The sequence below is a fragment of the Streptomyces longwoodensis genome (genome assembly GCF_001514125.1).
Taxonomy (GTDB): domain Bacteria; phylum Actinomycetota; class Actinomycetes; order Streptomycetales; family Streptomycetaceae; genus Streptomyces; species Streptomyces longwoodensis.
In genome coordinates this window covers 81,071-106,525 of record NZ_KQ948565.1, presented here as the reverse complement: position 1 = coordinate 106,525, position 25,455 = coordinate 81,071, and the positions used below count along the sequence as shown (strand labels likewise).

Below are 25,455 nucleotides of genomic sequence, written 5' to 3'. Positions count from 1 at the left end.
CCTGCGCGTGCGGGCTCGCGGCAGGGAGAGCAGTGGGCGGGGGCGGGCTCGCCTGGGTCGGCTCCCGGCCGGGTGAGCCCGCCCCCGCCGATCTCCGGCGCGCGCCAGCCGTGCGCGGGCTCGCGGCAGGGCGAACGGCGAGCTGGGACGAGCGGGACGGGTCCGTGCGGCTGCCTCGCGGCCGGCCGGGTATGGCCGTCGCTTCTGGTCTCGCCGGGCGTCACCCGCGTGTGCGGGCCCGCAGCAGGGGGGCCGTGGGCGGAGGACGGGAAGGACGTACGGGCGCGGTCGGCGCGCGGCCGGCCGGGGGCGCCCCCGTAGCTTGCGGCCAGCCCGGTGCTACCGCGTGTGCGGGCCCGCAGCAGGGCGGTCCGTGGGCGGGAAGGACGTACGCGCGCGGTCGGCGGCGGGCCGGGGCCGCCCCCGTGACGTCCGGCCCAGCCGGGTGCCACCCGCGTGTGCGGGCCCGTAGGGGGCGAGCAGTGGGTGGGCGACGTTGAGGGACGTGGGCGCGCCGTCGGCTCACGCCCCGTCGGGTGTGCTCGTTCCGTCCGGGCCCGCCGGGCGCCATCCGCGGGCTCGGGCTCGCGGCAGGGCGAACACCGCCCACAGCACCGACAGGACACCGGCGCCGCCCAGCAGGACGAAGAGGGCGGCGCGGCCGGTCGCGCGGTCGGCGGCGGCCGTGTCGCGCAGCGCCACGTGCCCGGACCCGGTGCCGGCCGTCACGGTCGCGCGGGCGTCGCCGAGGACGGTGGTGACGGCGGCGTAGGGGTCCAGCTGGGGGATGTCGGCCGGGTAGGCGGTGGCGGTCAGGCGCCGGACGACGGCCGCGGGGGAGTCGTCGGGGTGGGTGGCGCGGACGACCGCGGCCGCCCCGGCGGCGTAGGCGGCGGCCACCGAGGCACCGCCGCCGAGGTAGTGCCCGGCACCGCGGGGCCCGCCGGAGACGACCCCGGCGCCGGGCGCGACCAGGTCGATGTCGCCGGTGGGCAGGGCGTTGTCGGGGCGGGACCCGTCGGGAAGCATGTCGGCGACCGACAGCACCCCGGGCTCACCGGCCGGCCAGTAGGTGCGGGAGGGTACGTCGTCGGCGGCGCCCCTGGTCGGCGGGTCGGGCGTGGCGGCGGCGACCACGACCGCGCCCTTGCCCAGCGCGTCGGCGACGGCATCGGTCAGTTCGGCGTCACGGCGGGGCAGGGCCACCCCGACCACGATCACGTCGGCGCCGGCCCCGGTCGCGGCGCGCACCGCCTCGGCGACCAGCCCGGCGTCCGCCTGTCCGCGTTCGTCGGTGCCCCGCAGGGCGAGGACCTCGGCCGAGGGGGCGACGCCGGCCAGGCCCGGGGTGGCGCCGCCGCTCCCGGCGACCAGCCCGGCCAGGAAGGTGCCGTGCCCGACGCAGTCGACCGCGGCCGCGCCCTGGGCGGTGACCCGGTCACCGAGCCCGGTGGCTTCGGGGACGACCCCGGTGTCGACGAGCGCGACGGTCACGCCCGCCCCCGTGCTGTGCCGGTGCAGCCGGTCCAGGTCGAGGCGCTGGCGCGACCAGTCCTGCTTCTTCGCCTTCGACGTGGAGGCGGGAGTGCAGGCGTCGTCCCCGGCGTCCGTGCCGAGCGAGGACGGCATGCCGGGCAGTTGCTGGCCCTTGCCGTCGGCCGAGGGCAGGGACGGGGGCAGGGCCAGTGCCGGGCCGGCCGAGGACAGCAGCAGGGCGGCGGTCAGGGCCGTGGCGGGCAGGGCGCGGGCCGTGGCGCGCAGGGAGGGCTTCACCGGGGCGCCGCCTTCGTGGCCGGCGTGGTGACGTCCTCGGGCAGCAGCAGGCGCAGGTCGTCCAGGGTGGGCGCGGCCAGCGCGCTGAGCCGCCCCGCCTGGCGGGTCACCATCGACTCGACGACCTGGCGGGCCAGGCGGGCGTTGCCGAAGGAACGGTCGCGGGGGAGCGCGTCGAAGTACTCCTTCAGCAGCGGGCCGGTGCCCGGACCGCACTCGTAGCCCATGGCGGTGGCCTGGGTGCGCACGATGGTGACCAGTTCCTCGGAGGAGTAGTCGGCGAAGGCGACCCGGCGCGGGAAGCGCGAGGACAGGCCCGGGTTGGAGGCCAGGAAGCGTTCCATCTCGTCGGTGTAGCCGGCGACGATGACCACCACCTCGTCGCGGTGGTCCTCCATCAGCTTCAGCAGCGTGTCCACCGCCTCCTGGCCGAAGTCGGCGCCGCCGTCGCGCGGGGTGAGGGTGTAGGCCTCGTCGATGAACAGGACACCGCCACGGGCCCGTTCGAAGACCTCACGGGTGAGCTGCGCGGTGTGGCCGATGTAGCGGCCGACCAGGTCGGCGCGGGCCGCCTCGACGAGCTGGCCCCGCGCCAGGATGCCGAGCTGGGAGAGGATCTCGCCGTAGAGACGGGCCACGGTGGTCTTGCCGGTGCCGGGCGGCCCGGTGAAGACCAGGTGGTGGCTGAGGGACGGCACGGGCAGCCCGGCGGCCGCGCGGCGGCGGGCCGTGGTGATGAGGTTGACCAGGTCGGCGACGTCCCGCTTGACCTCCGCCAGGCCGATCATGTCGCCGAGGCGGGTCAGCGGGTCGTCCTGCGCCGCCGCACCGCCGGTGACCTGTGCGGCGGCGGCGGCGGAGACGTCCTCCGGCAGCAGCAGCCGCAGGTCGTGCTCACTGACCTGGGCCTGGGAGGCGAGCCGCACCGCCTGGCGGTCGACCATCTCCTCGAACACCCCGCGCGCCGCACGGCCGTTGCCGAAGCCGGCGTCCCGGGGCATCGCCTCGAAGTGCGCGGCCAGCGCCTGCGCGGTGCCCTCGCCCAGTTCGTACTGGTGCTGGGCGCACATGTTCTCCATGATCGCGACCAGTTCGGGCACCGAGTAGTTCTCGAACTGCACCGTCCGGGAGAACCGGGAGGCGAGGCCGGGGTTGGAACCGAGGAAGGACTCCATCTCGCGCGAGTAGCCGGCCGCCACCACGACGACGTCGTCCCGGTGGTCCTCCATCAGCTTGAGCAGGGTGTCGACCGCCTCGCGGCCGAAGTCGGCGCCGCCGTTGTTGCTGTCGGAGGTGAGCGTGTACGCCTCGTCGATGAACAGCACGCCGCCGAGGGCCCGTTGGAAGGTCTCGGTGGTCTTGATCGCCGTGCCGCCGACGACCTGGGCGACCAGGTCGGCCCGGGACACCTCGACCAGGTGCCCGCTGCGCAGCGACCCCAGCTCCGCCAGGATCGAGCCGTACAGCCGGGCCACGGTGGTCTTGCCGGTGCCGGGCGGCCCGGCGAAGACCAGGTGGCGGCTCATCGGCGGGGCCGGCATGCCGAGCTTCTCCCGGCGCTGGGCGAGCTGGGTCAGGTTGACCAGGGTGCCCACCTGCTGCTTGACGTTCTCCAGGCCGATCAGCGCGTTGAGGGCGCCGAGCGGGCCGTCGGCCCGGTCCGGCGGGGGCGCGTCCGCTGCGCCGGAGCCCGCCGGGTCGGTGTTCTCGGCGGCACCCGTGCCCCAGGCGTCCCGCTTGCCGTTGCCGGTGCTGTTCAGGCCATCCACGGCCAGCCGGGTGCCGGGGGCGGTCTGCACCAGGCCGCCGCCACCGTTCTCCCGGGCCAGGCAGTTGACCAGGGACACCGGCGCGGTGGACTCCACCCGGAAACCGTCCTGGGCGCCGCCGGTGACCTCGCAGCCGCTCAGCGAGGCGAGCGCGCCCTCGCGCAGCAGGAAACCGTGGCCCTGGGGGGCGTGCACCGCCGTGCGGTTGGCGGTCAGCTCGCCGCCCGCGGCTACCACCACGCCGTCCTCGCCGGACACCTCGACGCGGAAGTCGCGCACGGTGACGTTGCCGCCGTCCTCGACGGACAGCCCGCTGGTGACGGCGTCGGACACGCCGCCGCCGGCCAGGTACAGGGTGCTGCCGGACGCGGCCCGCACGCCCACGCCCTTCGGCCGCAGGACGTCGCAGTCCTCGACGCGCCCACGGGCGTCCTTCAGGGCGGCGATGCCGTCGCCCTCGGGCTCCACCAGCCGGGCCCGGCGCAGCAGCGGGTTGGCGCCGCTGCGCACCAGGACCGCCGGGGCGCCGCCGATCACTTCGAGGCGGTCCAGCTCGGCCGCGGAGTCCTCCTCGAGGAGCAGTCCGGTGCCCTCGCAGTCGCGGGCGGTGAAGCCGGTGAGCGCGGGTGAGGCGGCCCCGGCGACCCGCAGCGCCGACTCCTGCGCGCCGTCGACCCAGCAGTCCTCGAAGGTGCCGCGGGCCCGGTCGGTGACCAGCACGCCGTGGCCACGGGTCCGCGAGACGCGGCAGCGGCGCAGCACCGGGTCGGTGCCGGCTGCCAGCGTGATCCCGTTGCCGGACGCCCCGGTGACCCGTACGTCCTCCAGCGTCGTCCGGCCGGAGGTGCTCAGGTGCACGCCGGTGCTGGTGTCGTGCACGACGGTGCGCACCACCGACAGGGAGCAGTTCTGCTCCAGGGCCAGGGAGGGCTTGTCGGTGGAGGAGACGTCGCAGTCCTCCACCGTGCCGCGGGACTCGCCGTTGGCGAGCAGCCCGTTGCCGCGGGCGTCGCGCACGGTGCAGCCCCGCAGGCGTGCCTCGCCCTGCTCGGCGAGGACCACGCCGCTGGTCCCCAGGTGCTCGAAGGTGCAGGACTCCATGGTGGTGGGCGTGGTCGAGGTGACGACGACGCCCGCCCCGTGCGGGTTGCTCACCCGGCAGTCCCGCAGCGCCAGCGAACCGGTGCCGGAGGCCAGCAGCGCGGTCCACGCCGCCCCGACGACCTCGCAGCCGTCCAGCGCGGCCTGCCCGCGGCGGACGTCCACCGCCGGCTCCTCGGCGTCCGCGCCGCGCAGGGTCAGCTCCGAGAGCATCACGGCGTCGGCGCGCAGCGCGAGCACACTGCCCGAGCGCGGCCTGATCTCCACGGTGCCCCGTCCCTCGGCGGCGGCGAGGGTCACCCGGGTGTGGATCACCAGGTTCTCCGCGTAGCTCCCGGGCCGGATGCTGATGAGGGCGCCGGTGCGGGCGGCCGAGAGCGCCTCACCGATCGTCCGGTAGCGGTCCCGGTCGCCCGGACCGACCGTGAGTACCTGGCGCGACACGGTCAGACGCTCCACTTCTGGTTGTCGGCGCCGATGCAGGTCCACAGGTGCAGGGGCGCGGCGTTGCCGGGATTGACGTCCTTGATGTCGACGCACTTGCCCACCACGGTGTTGACCAGGTCGTGGCTGGCGTTCAGCGTGAACTGCTGGGCGGCGTTGCCGTTGCACCAGGCGATCTGGATCGGCGTGCCGTCGTTGTAGTTGGCGCCGGCCACGTCCAGGCACTTGCCCCCGATGCGGATCGTGCCGTCCGAGGCGAACTGCCACTTCTGCGCGGGGGTGTTGTTGCAGTCCCACACCCACAGCTGCTTGCCGTCGCTGAAGTTGCCGTCCGGCACGTCGATGCAACGACCGGACAGGTGGCTGCGGAAGGACACGGGCCCGCTGAACGTCACACCCGAACCGGCCTTGGCGTCCCGCCTGGTGGCGGTGCCACCGCCGCTGCCGCTGCTGCCGCTCTTGCTCGTGCTCTTGCTGCCGCCGGTCTTCGCACCGCCGGTGCTCTTCGCGGGCGCCTTCGGGCGGTCCTGGGCGGCGGTGCCCGGGTGCGACGCCCCGCCGCCCGGAGCGGGGTGCCCGGCCGAGGTGTGCGGTGCCGGCCCGGGGACGGTCTTCCCGGCGGTGCCGGAGGGGGTGTTGTCGGGCGAGGCCACCACGAAGTCGCCCGGCGCCTCCTGGCCGTCGTCGCCCAGTACGGTGCCGGCGCCGGCGACCTTCGTGCGGTCGTCGTTGTCGTCGTGGTTCCCGCCGAGCACCAGGAAGGGTACGGACACCAGCAGGGCGCCCGCGACGGCCGCTCCGGCGAGCACGGCCTTGCCCGGTCGCCCGACCGGCGCGGCCTGCTCCCGGGGCCGGTCGATCGCGGTCTGGGTCATGGTCCGTACGAGCGCGGGCAGCCTGCTCTTGGCCGCCGCGGCGGCACCGGGCTCCGCTTCACCGTCGGCCTGCGCACGACCGTCGGAACCCGTCCCCGCGCCGGCCCCGGCGTCGGGGGGCGTGGCGGTGCCCGGGGCGCTGGCGGGCTCCGGGGTGGCCGCAGGCGGTGCGGACGGCTCGGTCTCTTCGGTTTCGGCCGTGGTCCGGGTGGCCGGCTCGGGCTCGGGCTCGGGGCCGGTGGCGGGCTCGGGCTCCGCCGCCTCGGGTTCGGTGGCTGCCCCGGCCCCGGTCCTCGCACCGGTTGCGGCCTTCGGAGCGTTTCCGGCCGTCGTGCCCGGCTGCGGACCGGTACCGGCCGGGGCCCCCGCACCCGCCTCCGTCTCGCCCTCGGCCTCCGTACGGTGTGCGGGGCGCCCCCCGGAGGAGGCGGGCGGCTGCTGGGCGGATCGCGTCACGAGGTTCTCCCGGTGGTGGGGGACACGGGGTCGAGTGGGCCGTCGGGCCCAGGCGTGGCGGGGGAGTCGGCCGTGAGCACGGTCCGGTCCTCCCCCTGGGGGCCGGGGACACGGTCCGCCGGGACGAGCAGGGGAGCGGCGGCGCCCGCGTTGACGAGCAGCCAGGTGCCGGGCCCGCTCAGCGAGCGGACCAACTCCCGTGTGGCAAGGGTGTCGTGCCGAAGTGCCGGGGACATGAACTCGTGTGCCGGTGCGGTGAACAACAGGACCACGGGGTCGCCGTGCTGTCCCACGGCGGTCAGCGGCGCGCCGTCCGGCCCGCGCACCACGGTGACGTCGGCCTCGGCGAGCGCGTCGAGCGCCTCGTCCGTGGAGCCGTAACCGGTGGCGGCGCGCTGTGCCGCGGCGTCGACGGGATCGGTGGGTTCGGGCCAGCCGAGCATCCGCGCGGAGGGACGGTAGGCGGGGTTGGCCCGGAACTCCGTCGTCTCGCCGTGCTCGTCGGACTGCCATTCGCCCAGCACGGCCCACTCGGGCACGGCCCCTCGCCCGGTCCACTCCGGGTCCACCACGCCGATCCAGTGACCTGGCGCCTGGCGGGCCGCGGCGCGCACGGCGTCGGGTATCCCGGGGACGTCGGCGGCCCCGGAGGCGTCGGCCACCGCGTCGGTACGGGGGACGGCCGACCCGGAAACGGAAGCGGAAGCGGCGACCGGGGCGGAGGTATCAGGTGACACGGGCAGGGCGCCTCTTCTGGCCTCTTGTCGTTCTCGGGGCCACATCTCCACCTGAACTCTTGAGCCGTACGCCTTCGTGGGTGCCGAACGGCACGTCTGCATGCCGACATCGATCAGCCGGAGCCCCCAGCATGCCACACCAACGTGGCCCGCGGGGGCCCGGGTTGCGTCCGAAAGGGCCCCTGGCGTGCCCGTTTCCTGCCCGGGTGGAGAACTATCCGGGAGCAGCGTGGCGTCGGGGGACAAAGCGCCGGCGCCGACGGGCCGGGTGCGAGGTGACCGGCCGCGAAAGAAGCTAAGTTGGGCCCGTCGCCGAACGCGGCGACGCGCAGTGCCGTCCCGGCCGGCGGCCGGACCGGTGTCGTACGGCGGACCGGGCGAACCGGAGGGCCACGGACCGGCCCCCGCGGTGCGGCCGTGTCCCGAGCGGAACGCGACGGCCGGGGTGAGCCACGTCCCACCGACACGGCCGGAGGTGCCCGACGGCCGCCGGGAACAACGGAGTTCGTCCGGCTCGGCGCCGCTGTGCGGGCCCCCGACCACCACGAGCACTCCGCCACCGAGGAGGAGTAACCCCCATGTCTCCCCAGCAGCACACGCCCGGCGCGCGAGCGGAGAGGGCCGCCAACTCCGGCGAGGAGGAGGCCGCCGACCCTCCGACCCCCTCCGCATCCGCCGAGGAGGGACCCAACCCGGCTCCTGCGCCCGCAGCGCGGACGGGTGCCGCGCCGACGGGGGACCCGGTCACCCCTGAACCGAAGACCGCCCCCGCCCCCGAGACCGCCCCCGCCCCGGAATCCGACCCCACCCCGGAGACCGATCCCGGACCCGAGGCCACCGCCGACCCAGGCTCGGCAAGCTCCACCGCCGGCGCTCCCGCCGTAGCCGCACCTGCCACGACGACGCAGGCGCCCGAGACAGAGACACCCACCAGTCCGGACACCGCGACGGCGAACGCGACCACGGCCACCCCGTCCCCCGCGCCCGCGGAACCCGTCACCGGCATCGGCGTGGCCACCGCCGTCGCCACGGTTCCGCCGAGCCCGAAGGCCGGCACCGGCGCCGACGCGGGGCGCCCCCGCAAGCCGGTCCTGGCCGGAGCCGCGGTCGTGGGGGCCGTACTGATCGCCGTCCCGCTGGCGCTGGCCGGTGGCGCGCACGACAAGGACGGCGGCAAGCCCTCCACGACGGTCGCCGCCCAGGGTGCGGACACCGTCCTGCAGCCCGAGTCGGCCCCCGCCGCCCTGGACGACTACGTGGCCGAGAAGCCCACCGCATCCCCCAGCAAGAAGAAGCCCGTGAAGAGCGCGGCGCCGGTGGCCGCCGCACCCCAGCCCGTGCCGCCCGCGCCCAGGCCGAGCAGCTCACCGTCCAGGTCGGCCAAGCCGAAGCCGAACCCCAAGCCGGCCCCCAAGCCGAACTGGAGCACCGAGACCGTCTCGGCGGTCAGTGTCCTCGAGGTCAACCAGGCCTGGACCACCAACCGCATCCGCATGGTCATGCAGACCGACGGCAACCTCGTCGTCTACAACGAGCTGGACAAGCCGATCTGGGCGTCCATGACCTTCGGGCAGAACCACCGCGCGATCTTCCAGAGCGACGGCAACCTGGTCATCCACAACGGCGACGACCGTCCCATCTGGGCGTCGAAGACCCACGGCCACGAGGGCGCACAACTGGTCCTCCGCGCGGACGGCAAGGTGGTCGTCGTCCACAACGGCCAGGTCATCTGGTCCACCTGACCCCGGCCGGGCGGGTCTATGGCCGCATCGCGGGCACCGCGCACGCGGGTGTCCCCCCGGGCAGCCGCCCACGGTTCTCGGCCACGAGCCGGTACACGCCGTGGGCGGCCCAGCGCACCGGCGCCAGCGTCAGCAGCGCGCCCAGCACGGGCCACGCGCCGCGCGCGCTCAGCAGGATCTTCGCGACGGCCTGCGCGCCGCCGTACACCCGCCCGGTGGGCGTGACCCACAGGGCCTCGTACTGGGCCCGCCCGGCCGTCACGCCGAGCGACGCCAGGTCCGCGTGCTGCCAGGCCACGACCTCGCAGCGCGGCCGGACCAGTCGCCGGACGAGGCCCACCGACGTGGTGCAGAACCCGCAGTCGCCGTCGAAGACCAGTACTGGTTGGGTGCGCATCCTCCCACTGTCCCGCACTTCTGCCCGGTCCGGTCACGCGGCCCCCCGACGGGCGGAAGGGCAGTGCGAGCGCCGCCCGGAGCAGGGTGAACGGCGATTGACGTAGGGTCGCAGGGGCAGCAGCCAGGTGGTGGCGAGGTGGAGGCGGCGAGGTGTTCTCGGTCCAGGTGGGTTCGACGGTGCGGGCGTGCGTGCTCACGCTGCGCGGCGCGCTCGACCACGACAGCGCCGTGCAGCTGGACGAGGCCGCCGACCAGGTGTTCGCCGCGGGACGCCACCGGCTGCTGGTCGTGGACTGCGCGGAGCTGGAGTTCTGCGACTCCACCGGCATCGGCTGCCTGGTGCGGATGTACCAGCACCTCGCCGCGCGGGGCGAGGTACTGCGGCTCGCCGCGGTGCCCGCGTCCGTCGCGCGCGTGCTGGCCCTGACGGGCCTGGACCAGGCGATCGCGGTCCACGCCACCCTGCACGACGCCGTCCGTGCCGGTGGTGCGCGGCCGGCGTTCCGCAGCGACGACGGCCTGTCCTCGTTGCCCCGGGCAAGCGGGAGGTGACGGGGCGATGACCCACGCGGCGGGCGAGGGGCCCGGGTCCGGTGGTTCGCCGGACGTCGGCGGTTCCTTCGCGGGCACGGCCGAGCGCGATCTGCACGCCCTGTTCGGGCAGTCCACGGCGGTGTTCGCCTCGCTGGCCGGACCCGCACACGTGGTGGAGGCGGCCAATGCCGCCTTCTTCGCCGCGATCGGCGGCGACGCGCGCACGCGCACGGGCGTGCCCCTGGCACAGCTGATGCCGGAGCTGGCCGACCAGCGGTTCCTCGTCCTGCTGGACCAGGTGTACGGCACGGGTGAGCGGTACGTCGGCCGGGAGGAGCGCATCCTCCTCGGCACCGGCGGCGACATGCGCGAGGCGTTCTTCGACTTCACGTACGAGCCCCGGTTCGACGGGGGCGGCCGGGTCATCGGGGTGCGCGTCATCGGTGTGGAGACGACCCAGATGGTCCACGCCCGGCGCCTGGCCGCCGAGCACCGGGTGCTGCTGGAGCAGATCGCCCGGCAGGCCCCGATGGATCAGGTGCTGGAGGGCATGGCCCGGGCCATCGAGGACCTCGCCGCGAAGGAGGTGCTCGCGTCCGTGCTGCTCGCCGATGCCGACGGCCGGCACCTGCGCCACGGCGCCGGGCCCAGCCTGCCCGGCTTCTACAACGCCGCCATCGACGGCATCGCCACCGGCGAAGGGGTCGGCTCGTGCGGCACGGCCGCCCACCGCCGCGCGCCCGTCATCGTCACCGACATCGCCACCGACCCGTTCTGGGACGACTTCCGCGACCTCGCCGAGCGGGCCCGGCTGGCGTCCTGCTGGTCCACCCCGATCCTCGCCCGCGACGGGTCCCTGCTCGGCACGTTCGCGATGTACCACCGCACCCCGCGCGCCCCGCACGAGGCCGACCTCGCCCTGGCGCGGGTGTTCGCCGACACCGCCGCCCTCGCCATCGAACGCCACCAGGCCGACGAGGCGCGCAGGGCCGCCGAGACGAGGGAGCAGGCCGCCCGCGACGACGTGGCGTTCCTCCTGGAGGCCAGTACCCGGCTGGGCACGGACCTCGACCACACACAGACCCTCCAGCGCGTGGCCGAGCTGTGCGCCCCCAAACTCGCGCCCCTGTGCGCGGTGGACATCGTGGCGGGCGGCCGCGTCCGCCGCATCGCCACGGCCGCCCCGACGCCCGCCGAGGAGAGCCTGCTCGCGTCGCACACGCCGGGCCAGGACGCCGCCGACGACGTGGTGGCCCGGGTGCTGGCCTCGGGACGGAGCGAGGTCGCCGGCCGGCCTCCCGGCGGCCCGGGCCCCTGGCACGACCTGAAGGTCACCGGCTACCTGTGCGTCCCCCTGCTGCAGCGCGGCACCGCCTTCGGCGCGCTCACCCTGCTCACCACCGGCGAGGACGCCTTCGACGGCCACACCGTCGCCCTGGCCGAGGAACTCGCACGCCGGGCCGCCTCCGCGGCACTCAACGCCCGCCAGTACACCGAGCGCGTCGCCCTCGCCCGCGACCTCCAGGCGGGCCTCCTCCTGCCGGAGGTACCTCCCGTGCCCGGCGCCCGGATCGCCACGTACTACCACCCCGCCGGCGAGGGCCTCGACGTCGGCGGCGACTTCTACGACGTCTTCCCGCTCAGCGACACCACCTGGGCGTTCATGCTGGGGGACGTGTGCGGGCGCGGGGCGACCGCGGCGACCACCACGGCCCTGGTCCGCCACACCGCCCGCGCCGTGGCACACCTCCTGCCGGGCCCCGACGCGGTCGTCCAGGCCGTCAACCAGGCCCTGCTCAACCGTCCGCCCAGCCATGGCACGGGCTTCGTCACCCTCGTCTACGGCTACCTCACCCCCCTCGACGACGGCGGCCTGGACGTCACCCTCGTCCGGGCCGGACACACCTTCCCCCTGCACCTCGCCGACGGGCGTGCCGCACGCACCGTGGACTGCGAGGGCTCGCTGCTCGGCATCACGCCGGACCCGCACCTGGCCACCCACCGCCTCCGGCTCCGCCCGGCCGAGAGCCTCGTGCTCTACACCGACGGCCTCACCGAGGCCCGCGACCCGGCCGGCGACCAGTTCGGCGAGGACCGCCTCGCCCACGCCCTGACGGCGCGGCACGGCGGACGGCCCCAGCGCGTCATCGACACGCTCATCCAGGCGGTGCACGCCTTCACGGGCGGCAAGGGCGTCGACGACGACCAGGCCGCCCTGGTCGTGACCGCGACCGCTCCGGACGACCCGGAGCGGGCACCGGCCGTGGACCTCGGGCGGGGCCCGCGCGAGGACGCGCCGCGCACCGCTCGGTGAACCGGACGGTGCGGGGAGCCTCTCGGCCGGGGGATACTGACGGGCGCCGGGGCCGAGGGGTATCCATCACATACCCCCCGGCCCCGGTGCCGGGCGTCAGCGCCAGGTGTCGTTGACGGTCAACGTGCCGGTGGGCGGGGTGACGACGGAGCGGTTCTCACCGTTCTCCCAGGTGAGGGAGCCGTCGGGGTTCTTCTTGAAGTACTTGTACTGCACGGCGGTGTTCGGCGGCAGCGGGTGGGCGCCGGTCCACAGCGGGTAGGTGCCGGAGCCGGTGGTCAGGGGCACGGCCCGGGCCGGGTCCCAGCTGCCGAGGTCGGGCAGGTTGCCGGTGACGTAGAGGTTCTGGCCCCAGCTGGTGGTGGCGGTGGCGCGGAAGGTCGCGGAGACCGGGACGACGTTCCAGCTGTCGTTGGTGCCCGAGGTGTCCGCGGAGACGGTCAGGGTGCGGTTGGAGCTGCTCTCCCACGTGATCGTGCCGGTGGGGGAGCGCTTGAGGTACTTGTACTCCACGGTGGCCCCGACGGGCAGCCGGACGCCGGCGGACCAGTTCGGGTAGGCACTCGCGGTGGTGCCCAGCGGGACCGCCTTGGCCGGGTCCCAGCCGCCCAGCTGCGGGACGCTGCCGGTGACCAGGAGGGTCTCGCCCTGCGTCGTGGCGTTCACCCGGAAGGTGACGGAGGTGTCCTGCGCCGTGGCCGCCCGGGCGTGGGGGGCCGTGCTGGCGAGCAGTCCGGCGAGGAGCACCGCGAGCATGAGCACCGGCCGCAGGGCGGCGGGCACTCGGTGACGTATCGAGAACATGACATCCCTTCACATGGAAGAGGCGGCGGATCCACGCCCGCCGACCGCGCTCATCCCAACACAGCTTGAAGTCGCATGGTGACGCCATGCGCTTACTGCGTTCATCCATGCACGTGATCCGGCCGTCTCGCCCGTCTCGTCTCGCGACTTCCTTAAAGTTCTGAACGAACCAGCGGTGGTCGGGCCGGAAAGTTGATCAAGCTGGTGGGCGAGGGAGGGGCGCCGAGGATGGCATGCCGGCGTCACCCGCCGGTCATCTCGCGTCGGGCGATCGAGCCCTGGCTAAAGACGATCCGGCCTTGCGCAAGATGACGCAAAATCTTTCAGACCACGGCCCCGGCGCTACGCCGACGGGCCGGAAGGCAGGCGGCCGTCGGCGAGGGCCCGGGTGAAGGCGGCGTAGTCCTCGCGAGTCTGCCGGGCGTAGGCGAGGGCGAAGGCGGCGACGGCGCGGTCGAACGAGTCGTCGTCGCCCAGGTACGCGGCGATGGCGGCGCGGTGGCCCGAGCGGGCGTGGCCGCGGGCCAGGGCGCGGCCGCAGAGCCCGGCGTACTGGCGCATCAGGCTCTCCGACATGTCCTGGACGGACGCGGACCCCTTCATGTCGAGGAGCTGACGCCAGTAGAACTGACGTCCGGTGGGCCCGGTCGACCAGCCGAGGAAGATGTCGCCGAAGGCCTGGAGCAGCCGCTGGCCCTCGACCACGCGCCGCCCCTCGTGGGACACGGGCACCCGCACGTACGGGGCGAGGACGGAGGGCTCCGCCTCCTTGGCCTGCAGCAGCAGGAGGTCACCCGCCACGCGTCCCTCCAGCAGGAGGAGGTAGCAGCGGGTGCCCACGCTGCCGATCCCGACGACCTTGCGCGCCGCGTCCACGAACCGGAACCGGTCCAGCAGCCTGGCCTGCGCCGGGGCCAGGGTGGCGCGGTAGTCCTCGAAGACGTGCTCCACCGTGGCACGGTCGTCCTCCGCGGCCGGCTCCACCAGGGGCGGGTCGGGGACGAACCGGGGCCGGCCGTCCGCCCCGGGTGCGGTGAGCTTGGCGATGGCCTTGCCGCTGTCCGTCTCCCGTGCCCGGTCCAGGGTGCGGTGGAGCCGGGCCCGCTGCAGCGAGTCGCCGACCTCCTGGAGCAGGTCGTCGGCCGCGATGTGCTCGTACCAGACGGTGAGTTCAGTGGCGGAGGCCAGTTCGGTCATGTGGGTGCGGTAGCCCCGCGCGGCCTCGGTCGCGGCGGCCGAGGCCGCCTGCGGGGACGCGCCGTTGTCGTCGGCGGCCACCGCGATGCTGGCCGCGAGCCGCTTGACGTCCCACTCGAAGGGGCCGGGCAGGGTCTCGTCGAAGTCGTCCAGGTCGAAGACCAGGCGGCGCTCCGGTGACGCGAACAGCCCGAAGTTGGACAGGTGAGCGTCCCCCGACAGCTGGACCGTCAGACCGGAGTCCGGCAGGGCGGCCAGGTCGGCGGCCATCACGGCGGGTGTGCCGCGGTAGAAGGCGGACAGGGACCCGGTCATCCGGCCGTAGCGGATCGGCATCAGCTCGGGGATCCGCGGCTCGGCCTCCTCCTGGAGGATCTCCACGAGGTCGCGCCGTCGGGGGGAGGCGGCCCACTCGCCGTGGTGGGCCGGCGGGAGGCGTTCGCGGGCCGCGCGTCCCGCCCCGGGGGAGTCGTCGGACGCCAGGGATCCTGCGGGGGGCTCGCCGGGGGCTGCGGAGGTCGTGGACACGGGTGGCTCCTGTGGGGGTGGGCCTCGGGCGGGGCGCGGTGCCGCGGCCGGCGCTCGCCCCCGTGCCGGGCCTCGGCGGCCAGGGGCCTGTCGCCGACCACGTGCCGGTGCACGGGCGTCGCCTCCAGCGTCCCACGCCTCGCCACAGCCGCCACTCCGAACGGCGCCGGGCGGCTGGGGCGGGTGCCGGGTCGCTCCGGCGGGCCGGTGCTAGGGGGTGTCTTGTCGGTCAGGCCGGATCAGGGAGCGGCGTCTGGTGCCGTGCATCGCAAGGCGGAGGAGGGAGTCGATGCGGAGCGGTGGGGGCCCCTCCCGCTCGAGCGGAGCCGAGAGCGGGGGAGAGTGACGACAACGCGGCGAGGTGCGGTGCCAGGCGCCGCGAGCCCGGCCTGATCGGCAAGACACCCCCTAGGAAGCGGGGTCACAATGGGACACGCCCGCTGTTCCCGACCGACGGTCCCGGGAGGCTGCCGTGAGCGATCTCGAATTCGAACAGAAGCGGACCCTGTCCCGCGCCGAAGCGGCTGACCAACTCGAGGCGCTGGCAGCCGCGGTCAGGCGAGGCGGCCAGGCCGAACTGGAACTCGGCCCCGGCCGGCTGACCGTGCGCATCCCGGACGAGCTGCACACCGAGATCGAGGTCGAGCTGGAGGACGGCAAGATCGACCTGGAGGTCGAATTGTCCTGGCGGACGCCCCAGGCGCAGGCGCAGGAGGAGGAAGAGGGCGACGACTGACGGCGGTCGGGCCGACGGAGGTGCGCGGTCGTGCCGGGAGGTCCCGGCCGGCCGCGCACGCCGTCCGCCGACCCGACCGCGCCGTCAGATGCCGCAGTTGGGGGCGGACCAGTACGGAGAGGGGTCGAGGGCGACGTGGGTGTGGTCGTTGTGGTCGGGGTAGCCCGGGCCGAGGATCTCCGAGAAGCCGTGCGTGCGGGCCTGCTGGGCGAGGCGGCAGAGGGACGGTGAGCCGGTCAGGTCGGCCGCGTCGCCGTACAGGTGACGGCTACCGGACGCACCGCCCACGGCGCTGTTGCAGGCGTAGGAGCGGAAGCCGCTGGAGATGGTGAGCGGGACGTCGCCGAGCGCGTGCCGCATCGCCTCCAGCTTCCACATGGTCTTCAGCGCGTTCGCCTTGGCGGTGGCCGCCGATACGGCGCCGCCCGACCAGTCGGAGTTGCAGCGGTTGAGCTCGGCGTAGGAGAAGTGGACGGGCGTGCAGTCCGCGTCCTGGAGGGCGTAGAGCTTGCTGAAGGTCGCCGGGCCCGCGATGCCGTCTGCGGTGAGCCCGTACGCCGACTGGAACTTGCGCACGGCGGCGGTCGTACGGGCGCCGTACTGGCCGTCGTAGGAGAGGCGCTCGCCGGACGTGACCCAGCCCGCGACGCGGATCTGCAACTGGGTGACGTCGTTGCCGGAGGCGCCCTGGGACAGGGTGCGGCTCCAGGTGTAGCACTCGTCGGCGTGTGCGGCGCCCGCCGTGGCGCCCACGCCGACCACCACGCCTGACGCGATCATGACAAATGTGGCGAGGAGGCGTGCGATCCGTCTGAACATCCAGACCTCCGGTCCGTCGGTGTGATCCCGCTCCCACGGCGGCGATCGGCCCCAGCTTGGGGCCCAGCGCTACGCGCGTCAACGGCGCGGCCGTGGCGGGGCGGTGAACGACCGCCGCCTCCCCCCGGCGCCCGGCGCCACCGTAGCGTCGACGGCGCCGGGGCGGGCGCGTGCAGGAGCCGCCCGGGGCAGGCGTCAGCCCACGGGCTCCAGCCCCGGGGACCCGGCCCGCGTGACGAAGGACGCCGCGGTCGTCACGGGGGCCCCCGGCCGGGTGACGTACGGGACGGTCCGGAAGTCGGCGCGGGCCTCGTGCTGCCCCAGCGTGACGTTCACGTAGCCGCGCCGGCCGTCGTAGAACTTCAGGTGCGGGTTGGCGGCGCGGTAGGTGGCCCAGTTGGCGGGCCGCTCCGCGCCGTCGCGTCCGCTCGTGACCGACGTGGTGACGATCTCCGTGCCCACGGTCCGGGAACCGGGGTCGGCGAAGTCGCGCTTGATGTCGAACGCGTAGTGCACGTGCACGTCGCCCGTGAGCACCATGAGGTTCTCCACGCCGGCCGCCTCGGCCCCCGCCAGGATCCGTTCGCGGGAGGCCGGGTAGCCGTCCCAGGAGTCCATGGAGACCTTGGACGGCGTCGCGGTGGTGTTGTACCGCCGGGAGAAGGTGACCTGCTGCGGTACGACGTTCCACAGTGCCCGCGAACGGCGCCAGCCGTCGATGAGCCACCGCTCCTGCGCGGCGCCGGTGAGGGTGCGTGCGGGGTCCTCGGACTCGGGGCCGGGGTACTGCCAGCCGTCGCCGTAGGCCTGGTCCGAGCGGTACTGACGGGTGTCCAGGATGTCGAACTGGGCGAGCCGGCCCCAGTGCAGGCGGCGGTAGAGCCGCATGTCGGAGCCGGTGGGCAGCTGGGGCCGGCGCAGCGGCTGGTTCTCCCAGTAGGCGCGGTAGGCCGAGGCGCGGCGCAGCAGGAACTCCTCGGAGGAGCCGTTGTCCTCGGGGACGTCGTCGGCGTAGTTGTTCTCCGTCTCGTGGTTGTCCCAGGTGACCACGAAGGGGTGCGCGGCGTGGGCGGCCATCAGGTCCGGGTCGGACTTGAACAGGGCGTAGCGCAGCCGGTAGTCCTCCAGCGTCACCGTCTCGCGGGCGAAGTGCGCCGGGAGCGTGCGGTCGGTGTACCGGCGGTGGTTGCCGGTGGCGTCGACCGCGTACTCGTACAGGTAGTCGCCCAGGTGGAAGACGACGTCCACGTCCTCCTCGGCGAGGTGGCGGTAGGCCGTGTAGTAGCCGTCGGTGTAGGCCTGGCAGGAGACGGCGCCCAGGGTGAGGGAGGCGGGGCGGGCGCCGGGCTGCGGGGCGGTGCGGGTGCGGCCGGTGGGGCTCAGCCAGGCACCGGCCCGGAAGCGGTAGAAGTAGACCCGGTCCGCCGGCAGGTGGGACACCTCGACGTGGACGGTGTGGCTGAACTCGGGGTGGGCGGGGGCGGTGCCGCGCCTGACGATCCGGCGGAAGGCCGCGTCGTGGGCCAGCTCCCAGTGCACGGTGACGCGCTGTGCGGGCAGGCCGCCGTCGGGCTGGTACGGCTCGGGGGCCAGCCGCGTCCACAGCAGGACCGAGTCGGGCAGCGGGTCGCCGGAGGCCACGCCCAGCGTGAAGGGGTCGTCGGAGATCTTCCGGGCGTCGTACTCGGCGGCGGCGGCCGTGCCGGCGGCGGGCAGGTCGACGGCGAACGCGAGCGCGGCGGCGGCGCCGGTGACCGTGAGGAAGCGGCGGCGGCCGAAGTGCCGGGCGGCGGCGCGCAGTTCGGGAGCTTGCTGGGACGGGCGTGCTGCGGGTGTCATCCGGTCTCCCCTGTCGTGGTGGACGCAGGGGCAGTTGACCGGGCCGCGGCTACCGCGGAGGGGCCTGAACTTGGCAGGGCCATGACTTTCCCGTGGCGGAATGATGTCCTCCGTCGGGGAACGGGCCGCCCGGACGCGGACGCGGACGCGGAGGCGGAGGCGGAGGCGCGGGTGCCTCCGCCGATGCCCGCCGGACCGGGCCCGCGGTCCCTCCGCCGCGTCCCTCCGCCGTGGGCCGCCACCGTTTGCGGACCCCCGGGGTCACTGCTCGAATGTCCGAGGAAGGGGAGCGGCAGGTCGCGTCCCGTGCCGGCCAGGTCCGAAGGAGCCCAGACGTGAGCACCGACCCGGCGGCACCACCCGGCAGCGGCGGCACCCCGCCGGGCCCGCAGCAACGCGACGACGGTGCCTGGGAGCGGTTCCGGAACTCACCCTTCTGGCCCGCGTGCGTCCTGGTGCTGATCCTGGCCGCGGCGGCCGGACTGTTCGCCGGCTCCTACACGTACGCCATGGCCAACCCGACGCCGCGCAACCTCCCGACGGCCGTGGTCGGGGGGTACGACCAGGCCCGCGGCAGGGCGTTCCTCGACGAGCTCGGCAGGAGCCTCGGCTCCTCGGTACGGGCGCGCACCTACCCCTCCCGCGCCGCCGCCCTGGACGCGGTCGAGAACCAGACCGTCTTCGCCGTCTTCGAACTGCGCGACGCGGGCCGGAACGTGGTCCTGGACGTGTCCTCCGCCTCCGGCGCGTCCGTGGCCGAGCTGCTGGAGCAGGCGGCACCGCAGGTGGGCGCCCAGGTCGGCGTGCGGGTGACGGTCCGCGACGTCAACCCGCTGCAGACCGGCGACCCCCGCGGCCTGGCCATCTTCTACATCTCGCTCGCCGCGGTCATCATCGGCTTCGTCGGCGCCATCCAGCTCAGCGTCCACGCGCGGTCCCTCACGCCCCTGGAGAGGATCGCCTTCACCCTCGCGTACGCCGTGCTCGGCGGCTTCGCCATCGCCGCGACCGTGGACTGGCTGCTGGGCGCGCTCGACCTGCCCTTCGCGGAGTCCTGGGCCATCCTGGCGCTCACCATGTTCGCCAGCGGCATGACCTTCACCATGTTCAACACCCTGGTCGGGCGGTGGGCCATGCTCCCGACCTGGGGGGTGATGGTCCTGCTGGGCAACCCCTCCTCCGGCGGCGCCGTCTCGTGGCCCCTGCTGCCGTCCGCGCTCGGGATCATCGGACGCTGGCTCCCGCCCGGCGCCTCCGTCAACGCCCAGCACACCGCGGTGTACTTCGCCGGGCACCAGCACGCCTTCCCCTTCCTCGTACTGGCCGGCTGGGCGCTGGTCTCGTGCGCGGTGTTCTGGACCTGGCGCCACCGCCACCCGGGAGGGCGGGACAAGGAGGAATCCCCTCAGGACGCGCCGGACACCGGCACGACGGCGGAAGCCTGAAGCGCGGCGGAAGCCGGAGCGGCGGCCGCAGTCGGAGCGGTGGCGGGGAGAGCCGGAGCGGTGGCGGGGAGAGCCGGAGCGAGGGTGTGCCCGGCCGGCCCGGACACGCCGCCAATGTCACCGCGTCAGTCGCGCCGTCCCGCGAGCACCCGGAACGCGTTGCCGTCGGGGTCGGCCAGCAGTACCGCGCCGTCCCGGCCGTGGGCGGCGTCCAGGCGCTTCGCCCCGAGGGTGAGCAGGCGCTCCACCTCCGCCTCCTGCCCGCCGTCCGGCGCGAGGTCGAGGTGCAGGTCCCGGCCCGGGTCCGGCATGAGCGGCGGACCACCCCAGGTGATCTTCGTGCCGCCGTCCGGTGACTGGACGGCGGTCTCCTCGTCCTGGTCCCAGACCAGCGGCCAGCCCAGCGCCTCGCTCCAGAAGTACCCCACGGCCTGCGAACCGTCGCAGGCGAGCGCCCCGAGGCGGCCGCAGCCCGCGAGGAACCCGTTGCCCGGCTCGATGACGCAGAACTCGTTGCCCTCGGGGTCGGCGAGCACCACGTGGGACGCGTCCGGCCCCTGACCGACGTCGCAGTGCCGCGCGCCGAGGCCGAGCGCCCTGGCCACCGTCTCCCGCTGGTCGTCCGCGGAGGAACTGGTGAGGTCGAAGTGCAGCCGGTTCTGGTCCGTCTTCCGCGCCGGGGAGGAACGGAAGCCCAGGCGGTAGCCGGCGTCGTTCCCGGACCGCAGGAGGACGCCGTCGTACGGCTCGTCGGCTCCCTCCAGGTCCAGCAGGCCCGCCCAGAACCGCGCCAGGCGCTCGGGCTCCCGCGCGTCGAAGGAGATGGCGAAGAGTCGGCTGCTCATGGCGTCTCGCATCCTGGTCCGTCGGGTGCCCGCGGTCGGCCGGGCGCCGGGCCGGCGCCGCGCACGGGAAGTGTCAGACAGACCCTAGGGGCGGGCCGGCCGTGGTCGCAGCCCAATATCGAGCGCCGTAAGGAACCCGTCAAAGCCGAGGTCGTCGCCGTAAGGGAGCCGTCAACGGACGGCCGGACCGGCTGCGGGACGAGGTTTGCTTCCCTCGTCCGAGCTTCACCGCAACCGATTCCAGGAGTTAGCGATGGCCGATCTGGCCTTCGTCGTCACCGTGCTCGCGGCGTTCGCGCTGGTGGCCCTCGTCGCCCGGGGGGTGACGAAGCTGTGACCGCCGAGAACCTTGTCGGCCTGGTCGTGGCCGTCGCCCTGCTGGGTTACCTCGTCCTCGCCCTGTTCTTCCCGGAGAGGTTCTGAGAACAGCCATGGGTCCCGTCACGGCCGGCGTGCTCCAACTGCTCGCCCTCGTGGGCGCGCTGGCGCTCGTCCACATCCCCCTCGGCTCCTGCATGGCCCGGGTCTACTCCTCGAAGCGGCACCTGCGCGTCGAGAAGTGGATCTACCGGGGCACAGGAGTCGACCCCGACACCGAGATGACCTGGACCGCCTACCTGCGTGGGGTCCTCGCCTTCTCCGCCGCGGGCGTCCTCTTCCTCTACTTGCTCCAGCGCCTGCAGGGCGTCCTGCCCGGCTCGCTGCACTTCGCCTCCGTCGGCCCGGCGCAGTCGTTCAACACGGCCGTCTCCTTCGTGACCAACACCAACTGGCAGTCGTACTACGGCGAACAGACCATGGGCCACGTCGTGCAGACAGCCGGGCTCGCCGTGCAGAACTTCGTCTCCGCGGCGGTCGGCATGGCCGTCGCGATCGCCCTGGTACGGGGATTCGCCTTCTCCCCCGCCCGGTTCGGTTCGCGCGGTGGCACCGCCGTGCGCACCGGTGAGCTCGGCAACTTCTGGTCCGACCTGGTGCGCGGCACCGTGCGGATCCTGCTGCCCCTCGCGGCCGTCGCGGCGGTCGTCCTGGTCGCCCGCGGCGCCCTGCAGAACTTCTCCGGCATCCACGGGGTCGGCCAGTTCACGGGCGGCTCCCAGCAGTTCAACGGCGGCGCGGTCGCCTCGCAGGAGGCCATCAAGGAACTGGGCACGAACGGCGGCGGCTACTTCAACGCCAACTCCGCCCACCCCTTCGAGAACCCCACCCCGTTCACCAACCTCCTCGAGATCTTCCTGATCCTCGTCATCCCGTTCTCCCTGACCCGCACCTTCGGCGTCATGGTCGGCTCGGTCCGGCAGGGCTACACCGTCCTCGCCACCATGGCCACCATCTGGCTCGGCTTCGTCGCCCTGATGATGTGGACCGAGTTCGCCCACCACGGCCCCGCGCTCCAGGCGGCCGGCGCCGCGATGGAGGGCAAGGAGGTCCGCTTCGGCGTCGGGGGCTCCTCGATCTTCGCGGTCAGCACCACCCTGACGTCGACCGGCGCGGTGGACTCCTTCCACTCCTCCTTCACCGGCCTGGGCGGGGGCATCACCCTGCTCGGCATGATGCTGGGCGAGATCGCGCCCGGCGGCGTCGGCTCCGGCCTGTACGGCATGCTCGTGATGGCCGTCATCGCCGTGTTCATCGCCGGCCTCATGGTCGGCCGGACGCCCGAGTACCTGGGCAAGAAGATCGGCGCCCGGGAGATGAAGCTGGCCGCCGCCTACCTCCTGGTCACCCCGGCGCTGGTCCTGGTGTTCACCGCGGCCTCGATGGCGCTGCCCACCCCCGGGCACTCGGTGCTCAACCCCGGCGCGCACGGGTTCTCCGAGGTGCTGTACGCCTTCACCTCGGCGTCCAACAACAACGGCTCCGCCTTCGCCGGCCTGAACGCGAACACCGACTGGTACAACACCACGACCGGGCTCGCCATGCTGCTCGGCCGCTTCCTGCCGATGGTGTTCGTGCTGGCCCTGGCCGGCTCGCTCGCCGTGCAGCGGCCGGTCCCGGTGTCCGCGGGCACCCTGCGCACCGAGAAGCCGCTGTTCACCGGTCTGCTGGTGGGCGCCGTCCTGATCATCACCGGTCTGACGTACTTCCCGGCCCTCGCGCTGGGCCCGCTGGCCGAAGGGCTGGCGTGATGACCACCCGCACACAGAAGCCAGAGGACTCCATGTCCACAGCCACTCCGACCCGGGCGCCCCGCAGCGACGTGGCCGCCCCGGCCGAGCCCGCCGAACGACGCGTCGGCGCGGGCCTGTTCGACCCCCGGCAACTGGTGCGGTCGCTGCCGGAGGCCTGCCGCAAGCTCGACCCGCGGGTGATGGTCACCTCGCCCGTGATGTTCGTGGTGTGGATCGGCTCCGTCCTGACCACCGTCTTCGCCGTCACGGACCCGGGGGACTGGTTCGGCTGGGCGATCAGCGCCTGGCTGTGGCTGACCGTCCTCTTCGCCAACCTGGCGGAAGCCGTCGCCGAGGGCCGCGGCAAGGCCCAGGCGGACACCCTGCGCCGCGCCAAGACCGACACCGTGGCACGCCGGCTGCGCGCGGACGGCACCCGCGAGGAACACGTGCCCGGCACCGAGCTGACGATCGGTGACCTGGTCGTCTGCGAGGCCGGCGACGTCATCCCCGGTGACGGCGACGTCGTCGAGGGGGTCGCCTCCGTCGACGAGTCGGCCATCACCGGCGAGTCCGCCCCCGTCATCCGCGAGTCCGGGGGCGACCGCAGCGCCGTCACGGGCGGCACCAAGGTGCTGTCCGACCGGATCGTCGTCAGGATCACCACCAAGCCGGGCGAGACCTTCATCGACCGGATGATCAGCCTGGTCGAGGGCGCGGCCCGGCAGAAGACACCCAACGAGATCGCGCTCAACATCCTGCTGGCCTCGCTGACGATCGTCTTCCTCCTGGCGTGCGCCACGCTCCCGCCGCTCGCGGACTACGCGGGCACCCACCTGACGATGGTCGTGCTGGTGGCCCTGCTGGTGTGCCTCATCCCGACGACGATCGGCGCGCTGCTCTCCGCGATCGGCATCGCGGGCATGGACCGGCTGGTCCAGCGCAACGTCCTCGCGATGTCCGGCCGTGCCGTCGAAGCCGCCGGAGACGTCTCCACCCTGCTGCTCGACAAGACCGGGACCATCACCCTGGGCAACCGCCAGGCGGCCGCGTTCCTGCCGGTCCAGGGCACTTCCGAGGCCGAGGTGGCCGACGCCGCGCACCTGTCGTCGCTGGCCGACGAGACGCCCGAGGGCCGCTCCGTGGTCGTCCTCGCCACGCAGCGCCACGGACTGCGGGAGCGCCACCCGGGCGAGTTGGCGCACGCCGAGTGGGTCCCCTTCACCGCGCAGAGCCGCATGTCGGGCGTGGACGTCGACGGGCGCAGCATTCGCAAGGGCGCGACCGGCGCGGTCGTCGCCTGGGTCGAGCAGGAGGGCGGCACCGTCACGGACGAGGCGCACACGCTCTCCGACGCCATCGCGCAGGCGGGCGGCACCCCGCTGCTGATCGCCGTCAAGGACGACCGGGGCGCCCGCGTGCTCGGGGTCATCCACCTCAAGGACATCGTCAAGGAGGGCATACGGGAGCGGTTCGCGGAGCTGCGCCGCATGGGCATCAGGACCGTCATGATCACGGGCGACAACCCGCTGACGGCCAAGGCGATCGCCGAGGAGGCCGGCGTCGACGACTTCCTCGCCGAGGCCACCCCCGAGGACAAGATGGCGCTGATCAAGCGGGAGCAGGCGGGCGGCAAGCTGGTCGCGATGACCGGCGACGGCACCAACGACGCCCCGGCCCTCGCCCAGGCGGACGTCGGCGTGGCCATGAACACCGGGACGTCGGCCGCCAAGGAGGCCGGCAACATGGTCGACCTCGACTCCGACCCCACCAAGCTGATCGAGATCGTCGAGATAGGCAAGCAACTGCTCATCACGCGCGGTGCGTTGACGACGTTCTCCATCGCCAACGACGTCGCCAAATACTTCGCGATCATTCCGGCGCTGTTCGCGGCCGTCCACCCGGGCCTGGACAAGCTCAACATCATGGGCCTGTCCTCACCGGACTCCGCGATCCTCTCCGCGGTGGTCTTCAACGCGCTGGTCATCGTCGCGCTGGTCCCGCTCTCCCTCAGGGGCGTGCGCTACAAGCCCCTGAGCGCCGACCGGCTGCTGCGGCGCAACCTCACCGTCTACGGCCTCGGCGGGCTGATCGCCCCCTTCATCGGCATCAAGATCATCGACCTGCTCCTCTCCCTCGTCCCCGGGATCGGCTGAACGCCATGAACAACTCCATGACCCACACCGCCCGGCTGCTCGGAGCGGGCCTGCGCGCCCTGCTCGTGCTGACCCTGGTGACCGGCGTCCTCTACCCGCTCGCCGTCACCGGCGTCGCCCAGGCGCTCTTCCCCGGCCGGGCCAACGGCTCCGAGATCAGGGCGGACGGCAGGGTCGTCGGCTCCTCGCTGATCGGCCAGCGGTACGACCTGCCGCCGGAGAAGGGACAGCAGGGCCCCCGCCCTGACCCGAAGTGGTTCCAGGGCCGCCCGGCCAACGGACTCGGCGTCAACAGCATCAACACCCGGTACACGCTGCTGCTGTCCGGCGCGACCAACCTCGCCGCCGACAACACGGTCCTCGTGCGGCAGGTGGAGGACGCCAAGGCGGCCGTCATCAAGGACAACTCGGTGCCCGGCTACCGGGTCCGGGCGTCCGAGGTCCCGGCCGACGCCGTCACCTCCTCCGGCTCCGGCCTGGACCCGGACATCTCCCCGCAGTACGCGAGGATCCAGGTCCACCGGGTCGCCGCCGAGAACGGCCTGCCGGTCACCCGGGTGGCGAAGCTGGTCGCGGACCACACCGAGGGCCGCACCCTCGGCTTCATGGGCGAGCCGCGGGTGAATGTGCTGGAGCTCAACATCGCCTTGAAGGCGCTGGTGGACCAACACTGACGACGGACGTGACACGATAGGTGCAGCGCGCGGTGTGCCCGCCCGCGGGCGGGCAGCGGGCCGACTCGACCTGGGCCATGTCCTCGGCGGTGGGTTCCTCCTTCGTCAGCGACGAGGCGGCCGGCCAGGCCAGCACCCAACTCATGCGTGAGTAACG

At 74.0% G+C, this 25,455-nt stretch carries 21 protein-coding genes; 10 read left to right on the top strand and 11 right to left on the bottom strand.

The genetic code is table 11. The features are described 5' to 3' along the window. Nucleotides 1-522: 522 nt before the first annotated feature. From AQJ30_RS33590 to AQJ30_RS33575, 4 genes are read right to left on the bottom strand one after another with little or no spacing between them, the layout of a single operon-like run. Nucleotides 523-1,773 carry a S8 family serine peptidase gene (locus AQJ30_RS33590; RefSeq protein WP_211279153.1) on the bottom strand — a complete coding sequence of 417 codons (1,251 nt, stop codon included), beginning with the start codon at nucleotides 1,771-1,773 and terminating at the stop codon, nucleotides 523-525. Next, nucleotides 1,770-5,087 carry a right-handed parallel beta-helix repeat-containing protein gene (locus AQJ30_RS33585; protein WP_067241529.1) on the bottom strand — a complete coding sequence of 1,106 codons (3,318 nt, stop codon included), beginning with the start codon at nucleotides 5,085-5,087 and terminating at the stop codon, nucleotides 1,770-1,772. Before AQJ30_RS33585 ends, AQJ30_RS33590 begins: the two co-directional genes overlap by 4 nt. A 2-nt stretch (nucleotides 5,088-5,089) precedes the next feature. Beyond that, nucleotides 5,090-6,418 carry an RICIN domain-containing protein gene (locus tag AQJ30_RS33580; RefSeq protein WP_067241427.1) on the bottom strand — a complete coding sequence of 443 codons (1,329 nt, stop codon included), beginning with the start codon at nucleotides 6,416-6,418 and terminating at the stop codon, nucleotides 5,090-5,092. After that, nucleotides 6,415-7,200 (bottom strand): type VII secretion system-associated protein, encoded by a 786-nt coding sequence (locus AQJ30_RS33575; RefSeq protein WP_107119765.1) that lies wholly within the window; start codon nucleotides 7,198-7,200, stop codon nucleotides 6,415-6,417. Before AQJ30_RS33575 ends, AQJ30_RS33580 begins: the two co-directional genes overlap by 4 nt. A 533-nt stretch (nucleotides 7,201-7,733) precedes the next feature. Here AQJ30_RS33575 and AQJ30_RS33570 point away from each other — a divergent pair. Beyond that, a complete protein-coding gene (locus tag AQJ30_RS33570) occupies nucleotides 7,734-8,897 on the top strand; it encodes a hypothetical protein (protein WP_067241420.1) in 1,164 nt (387 codons plus the stop codon). Nucleotides 8,898-8,913: 16 nt separating this feature from the next. Here AQJ30_RS33570 and AQJ30_RS33565 read toward each other — a convergent pair whose 3' ends face one another. Then, a complete protein-coding gene (locus AQJ30_RS33565; protein ID WP_067241418.1) occupies nucleotides 8,914-9,294 on the bottom strand; it encodes a thiol-disulfide oxidoreductase DCC family protein in 381 nt (126 codons plus the stop codon). Between the two features lie 152 nt (nucleotides 9,295-9,446). On the opposite strand from AQJ30_RS33565, the gene AQJ30_RS33560 reads away from it, so the two are divergent. After that, the gene (locus tag AQJ30_RS33560) at nucleotides 9,447-9,848 is read left to right on the top strand and encodes an STAS domain-containing protein (protein WP_067241417.1); all 402 of its coding nucleotides are present in this window, start codon (nucleotides 9,447-9,449) and stop codon (nucleotides 9,846-9,848) included. A 7-nt stretch (nucleotides 9,849-9,855) separates the two neighbouring features. Next, nucleotides 9,856-12,144, top strand: coding sequence for a GAF domain-containing SpoIIE family protein phosphatase (locus AQJ30_RS38220; RefSeq protein WP_107119764.1), 2,289 nt, complete (start codon nucleotides 9,856-9,858; stop codon nucleotides 12,142-12,144). Nucleotides 12,145-12,240: 96 nt separating this feature from the next. Here AQJ30_RS38220 and AQJ30_RS33550 read toward each other — a convergent pair whose 3' ends face one another. After that, on the bottom strand, nucleotides 12,241-12,948 hold the full coding sequence (locus AQJ30_RS33550) for a CBM20 domain-containing protein (protein WP_079084473.1): 708 nt from the start codon (nucleotides 12,946-12,948) through the stop codon (nucleotides 12,241-12,243). A gap of 342 nt (nucleotides 12,949-13,290) precedes the next feature. Continuing rightward, complete coding sequence (locus AQJ30_RS33545) at nucleotides 13,291-14,673, bottom strand: DUF2252 domain-containing protein (protein WP_342671646.1); 1,383 nt, start codon at nucleotides 14,671-14,673, stop codon at nucleotides 13,291-13,293. 472 nt (nucleotides 14,674-15,145) lie between these two features. Here AQJ30_RS33545 and AQJ30_RS33540 point away from each other — a divergent pair, with 472 nt between their 5' ends. Further along, the gene (locus AQJ30_RS33540; protein ID WP_067241412.1) at nucleotides 15,146-15,409 is read left to right on the top strand and encodes an amphi-Trp domain-containing protein; all 264 of its coding nucleotides are present in this window, start codon (nucleotides 15,146-15,148) and stop codon (nucleotides 15,407-15,409) included. An 84-nt stretch (nucleotides 15,410-15,493) separates the two neighbouring features. On the opposite strand, the gene AQJ30_RS33535 is transcribed toward AQJ30_RS33540, so the two are convergent. Further along, a complete protein-coding gene (locus AQJ30_RS33535) occupies nucleotides 15,494-16,228 on the bottom strand; it encodes a D-Ala-D-Ala carboxypeptidase family metallohydrolase (protein ID WP_067241411.1) in 735 nt (244 codons plus the stop codon). A gap of 195 nt (nucleotides 16,229-16,423) precedes the next feature. Beyond that, nucleotides 16,424-18,067 carry an alkaline phosphatase D family protein gene (locus AQJ30_RS33530; RefSeq protein WP_067241410.1) on the bottom strand — a complete coding sequence of 548 codons (1,644 nt, stop codon included), beginning with the start codon at nucleotides 18,065-18,067 and terminating at the stop codon, nucleotides 16,424-16,426. Between the two features lie 272 nt (nucleotides 18,068-18,339). On the opposite strand from AQJ30_RS33530, the gene AQJ30_RS33525 reads away from it, so the two are divergent. Continuing rightward, nucleotides 18,340-19,512: an ABC transporter permease gene (locus AQJ30_RS33525; protein WP_425424177.1), complete on the top strand. Its 1,173-nt coding sequence runs from the start codon at nucleotides 18,340-18,342 to the stop codon at nucleotides 19,510-19,512. Between the two features lie 125 nt (nucleotides 19,513-19,637). On the opposite strand, the gene AQJ30_RS33520 is transcribed toward AQJ30_RS33525, so the two are convergent. Beyond that, a complete protein-coding gene (locus AQJ30_RS33520; RefSeq protein WP_067241408.1) occupies nucleotides 19,638-20,357 on the bottom strand; it encodes a VOC family protein in 720 nt (239 codons plus the stop codon). Between the two features lie 205 nt (nucleotides 20,358-20,562). On the opposite strand from AQJ30_RS33520, the gene AQJ30_RS39890 reads away from it, so the two are divergent. From AQJ30_RS39890 to AQJ30_RS33495, 5 genes are read left to right on the top strand one after another with little or no spacing between them, the layout of a single operon-like run. Continuing rightward, the gene (locus tag AQJ30_RS39890) at nucleotides 20,563-20,694 is read left to right on the top strand and encodes a hypothetical protein (protein WP_281200982.1); all 132 of its coding nucleotides are present in this window, start codon (nucleotides 20,563-20,565) and stop codon (nucleotides 20,692-20,694) included. Then, nucleotides 20,691-20,780: a K(+)-transporting ATPase subunit F gene (gene kdpF / locus AQJ30_RS33510; protein ID WP_067241407.1), complete on the top strand. Its 90-nt coding sequence runs from the start codon at nucleotides 20,691-20,693 to the stop codon at nucleotides 20,778-20,780. The genes AQJ30_RS39890 and kdpF overlap by 4 nt, the downstream gene beginning before the upstream one ends. 8 nt (nucleotides 20,781-20,788) lie before the next feature. Beyond that, nucleotides 20,789-22,486, top strand: a complete 1,698-nt coding sequence (gene kdpA / locus AQJ30_RS33505; protein WP_067241406.1) for a potassium-transporting ATPase subunit KdpA — start codon at nucleotides 20,789-20,791, stop codon at nucleotides 22,484-22,486. Nucleotides 22,487-22,518: 32 nt separating this feature from the next. Beyond that, nucleotides 22,519-24,624, top strand: coding sequence for a potassium-transporting ATPase subunit KdpB (gene kdpB, locus AQJ30_RS33500; RefSeq protein WP_067241404.1), 2,106 nt, complete (start codon nucleotides 22,519-22,521; stop codon nucleotides 24,622-24,624). Between the two features lie 5 nt (nucleotides 24,625-24,629). Then, on the top strand, nucleotides 24,630-25,298 hold the full coding sequence (locus AQJ30_RS33495; RefSeq protein ID WP_067241402.1) for a potassium-transporting ATPase subunit C: 669 nt from the start codon (nucleotides 24,630-24,632) through the stop codon (nucleotides 25,296-25,298). Here AQJ30_RS33495 and AQJ30_RS39670 read toward each other — a convergent pair. After that, nucleotides 25,261-25,443 (bottom strand): DUF5707 domain-containing protein, encoded by a 183-nt coding sequence (locus tag AQJ30_RS39670; protein WP_342671645.1) that lies wholly within the window; start codon nucleotides 25,441-25,443, stop codon nucleotides 25,261-25,263. The two genes, AQJ30_RS33495 and AQJ30_RS39670, sit on opposite strands and share 38 nt — an antisense overlap. Between the last annotated feature and the right edge of the window lie 12 nt (nucleotides 25,444-25,455).

Coding starts and splice junctions, on each gene's coding strand:
- AQJ30_RS33575 (WP_107119765.1), bottom strand. CDS start 7,200: ATGTGGCCCCGAGAACGACAAGAGGCCAGAAGAGGCGCCCTGCCCGTG.
- AQJ30_RS33570 (WP_067241420.1), top strand. CDS start 7,734: ATGTCTCCCCAGCAGCACACGCCCGGCGCGCGAGCGGAGAGGGCCGCC.
- AQJ30_RS33565 (WP_067241418.1), bottom strand. CDS start 9,294: ATGCGCACCCAACCAGTACTGGTCTTCGACGGCGACTGCGGGTTCTGC.
- AQJ30_RS38220 (WP_107119764.1), top strand. CDS start 9,856: ATGACCCACGCGGCGGGCGAGGGGCCCGGGTCCGGTGGTTCGCCGGAC.
- AQJ30_RS33550 (WP_079084473.1), bottom strand. CDS start 12,948: ATGTTCTCGATACGTCACCGAGTGCCCGCCGCCCTGCGGCCGGTGCTC.
- AQJ30_RS33535 (WP_067241411.1), bottom strand. CDS start 16,228: ATGTTCAGACGGATCGCACGCCTCCTCGCCACATTTGTCATGATCGCG.
- AQJ30_RS33530 (WP_067241410.1), bottom strand. CDS start 18,067: ATGACACCCGCAGCACGCCCGTCCCAGCAAGCTCCCGAACTGCGCGCC.
- AQJ30_RS33525 (WP_425424177.1), top strand. CDS start 18,340: ATGTCCGAGGAAGGGGAGCGGCAGGTCGCGTCCCGTGCCGGCCAGGTC.
- AQJ30_RS33520 (WP_067241408.1), bottom strand. CDS start 20,357: ATGAGCAGCCGACTCTTCGCCATCTCCTTCGACGCGCGGGAGCCCGAG.
- kdpA (WP_067241406.1), top strand. CDS start 20,789: ATGGGTCCCGTCACGGCCGGCGTGCTCCAACTGCTCGCCCTCGTGGGC.
- kdpB (WP_067241404.1), top strand. CDS start 22,519: ATGTCCACAGCCACTCCGACCCGGGCGCCCCGCAGCGACGTGGCCGCC.
- AQJ30_RS33495 (WP_067241402.1), top strand. CDS start 24,630: ATGAACAACTCCATGACCCACACCGCCCGGCTGCTCGGAGCGGGCCTG.
- AQJ30_RS39670 (WP_342671645.1), bottom strand. CDS start 25,443: ATGAGTTGGGTGCTGGCCTGGCCGGCCGCCTCGTCGCTGACGAAGGAG.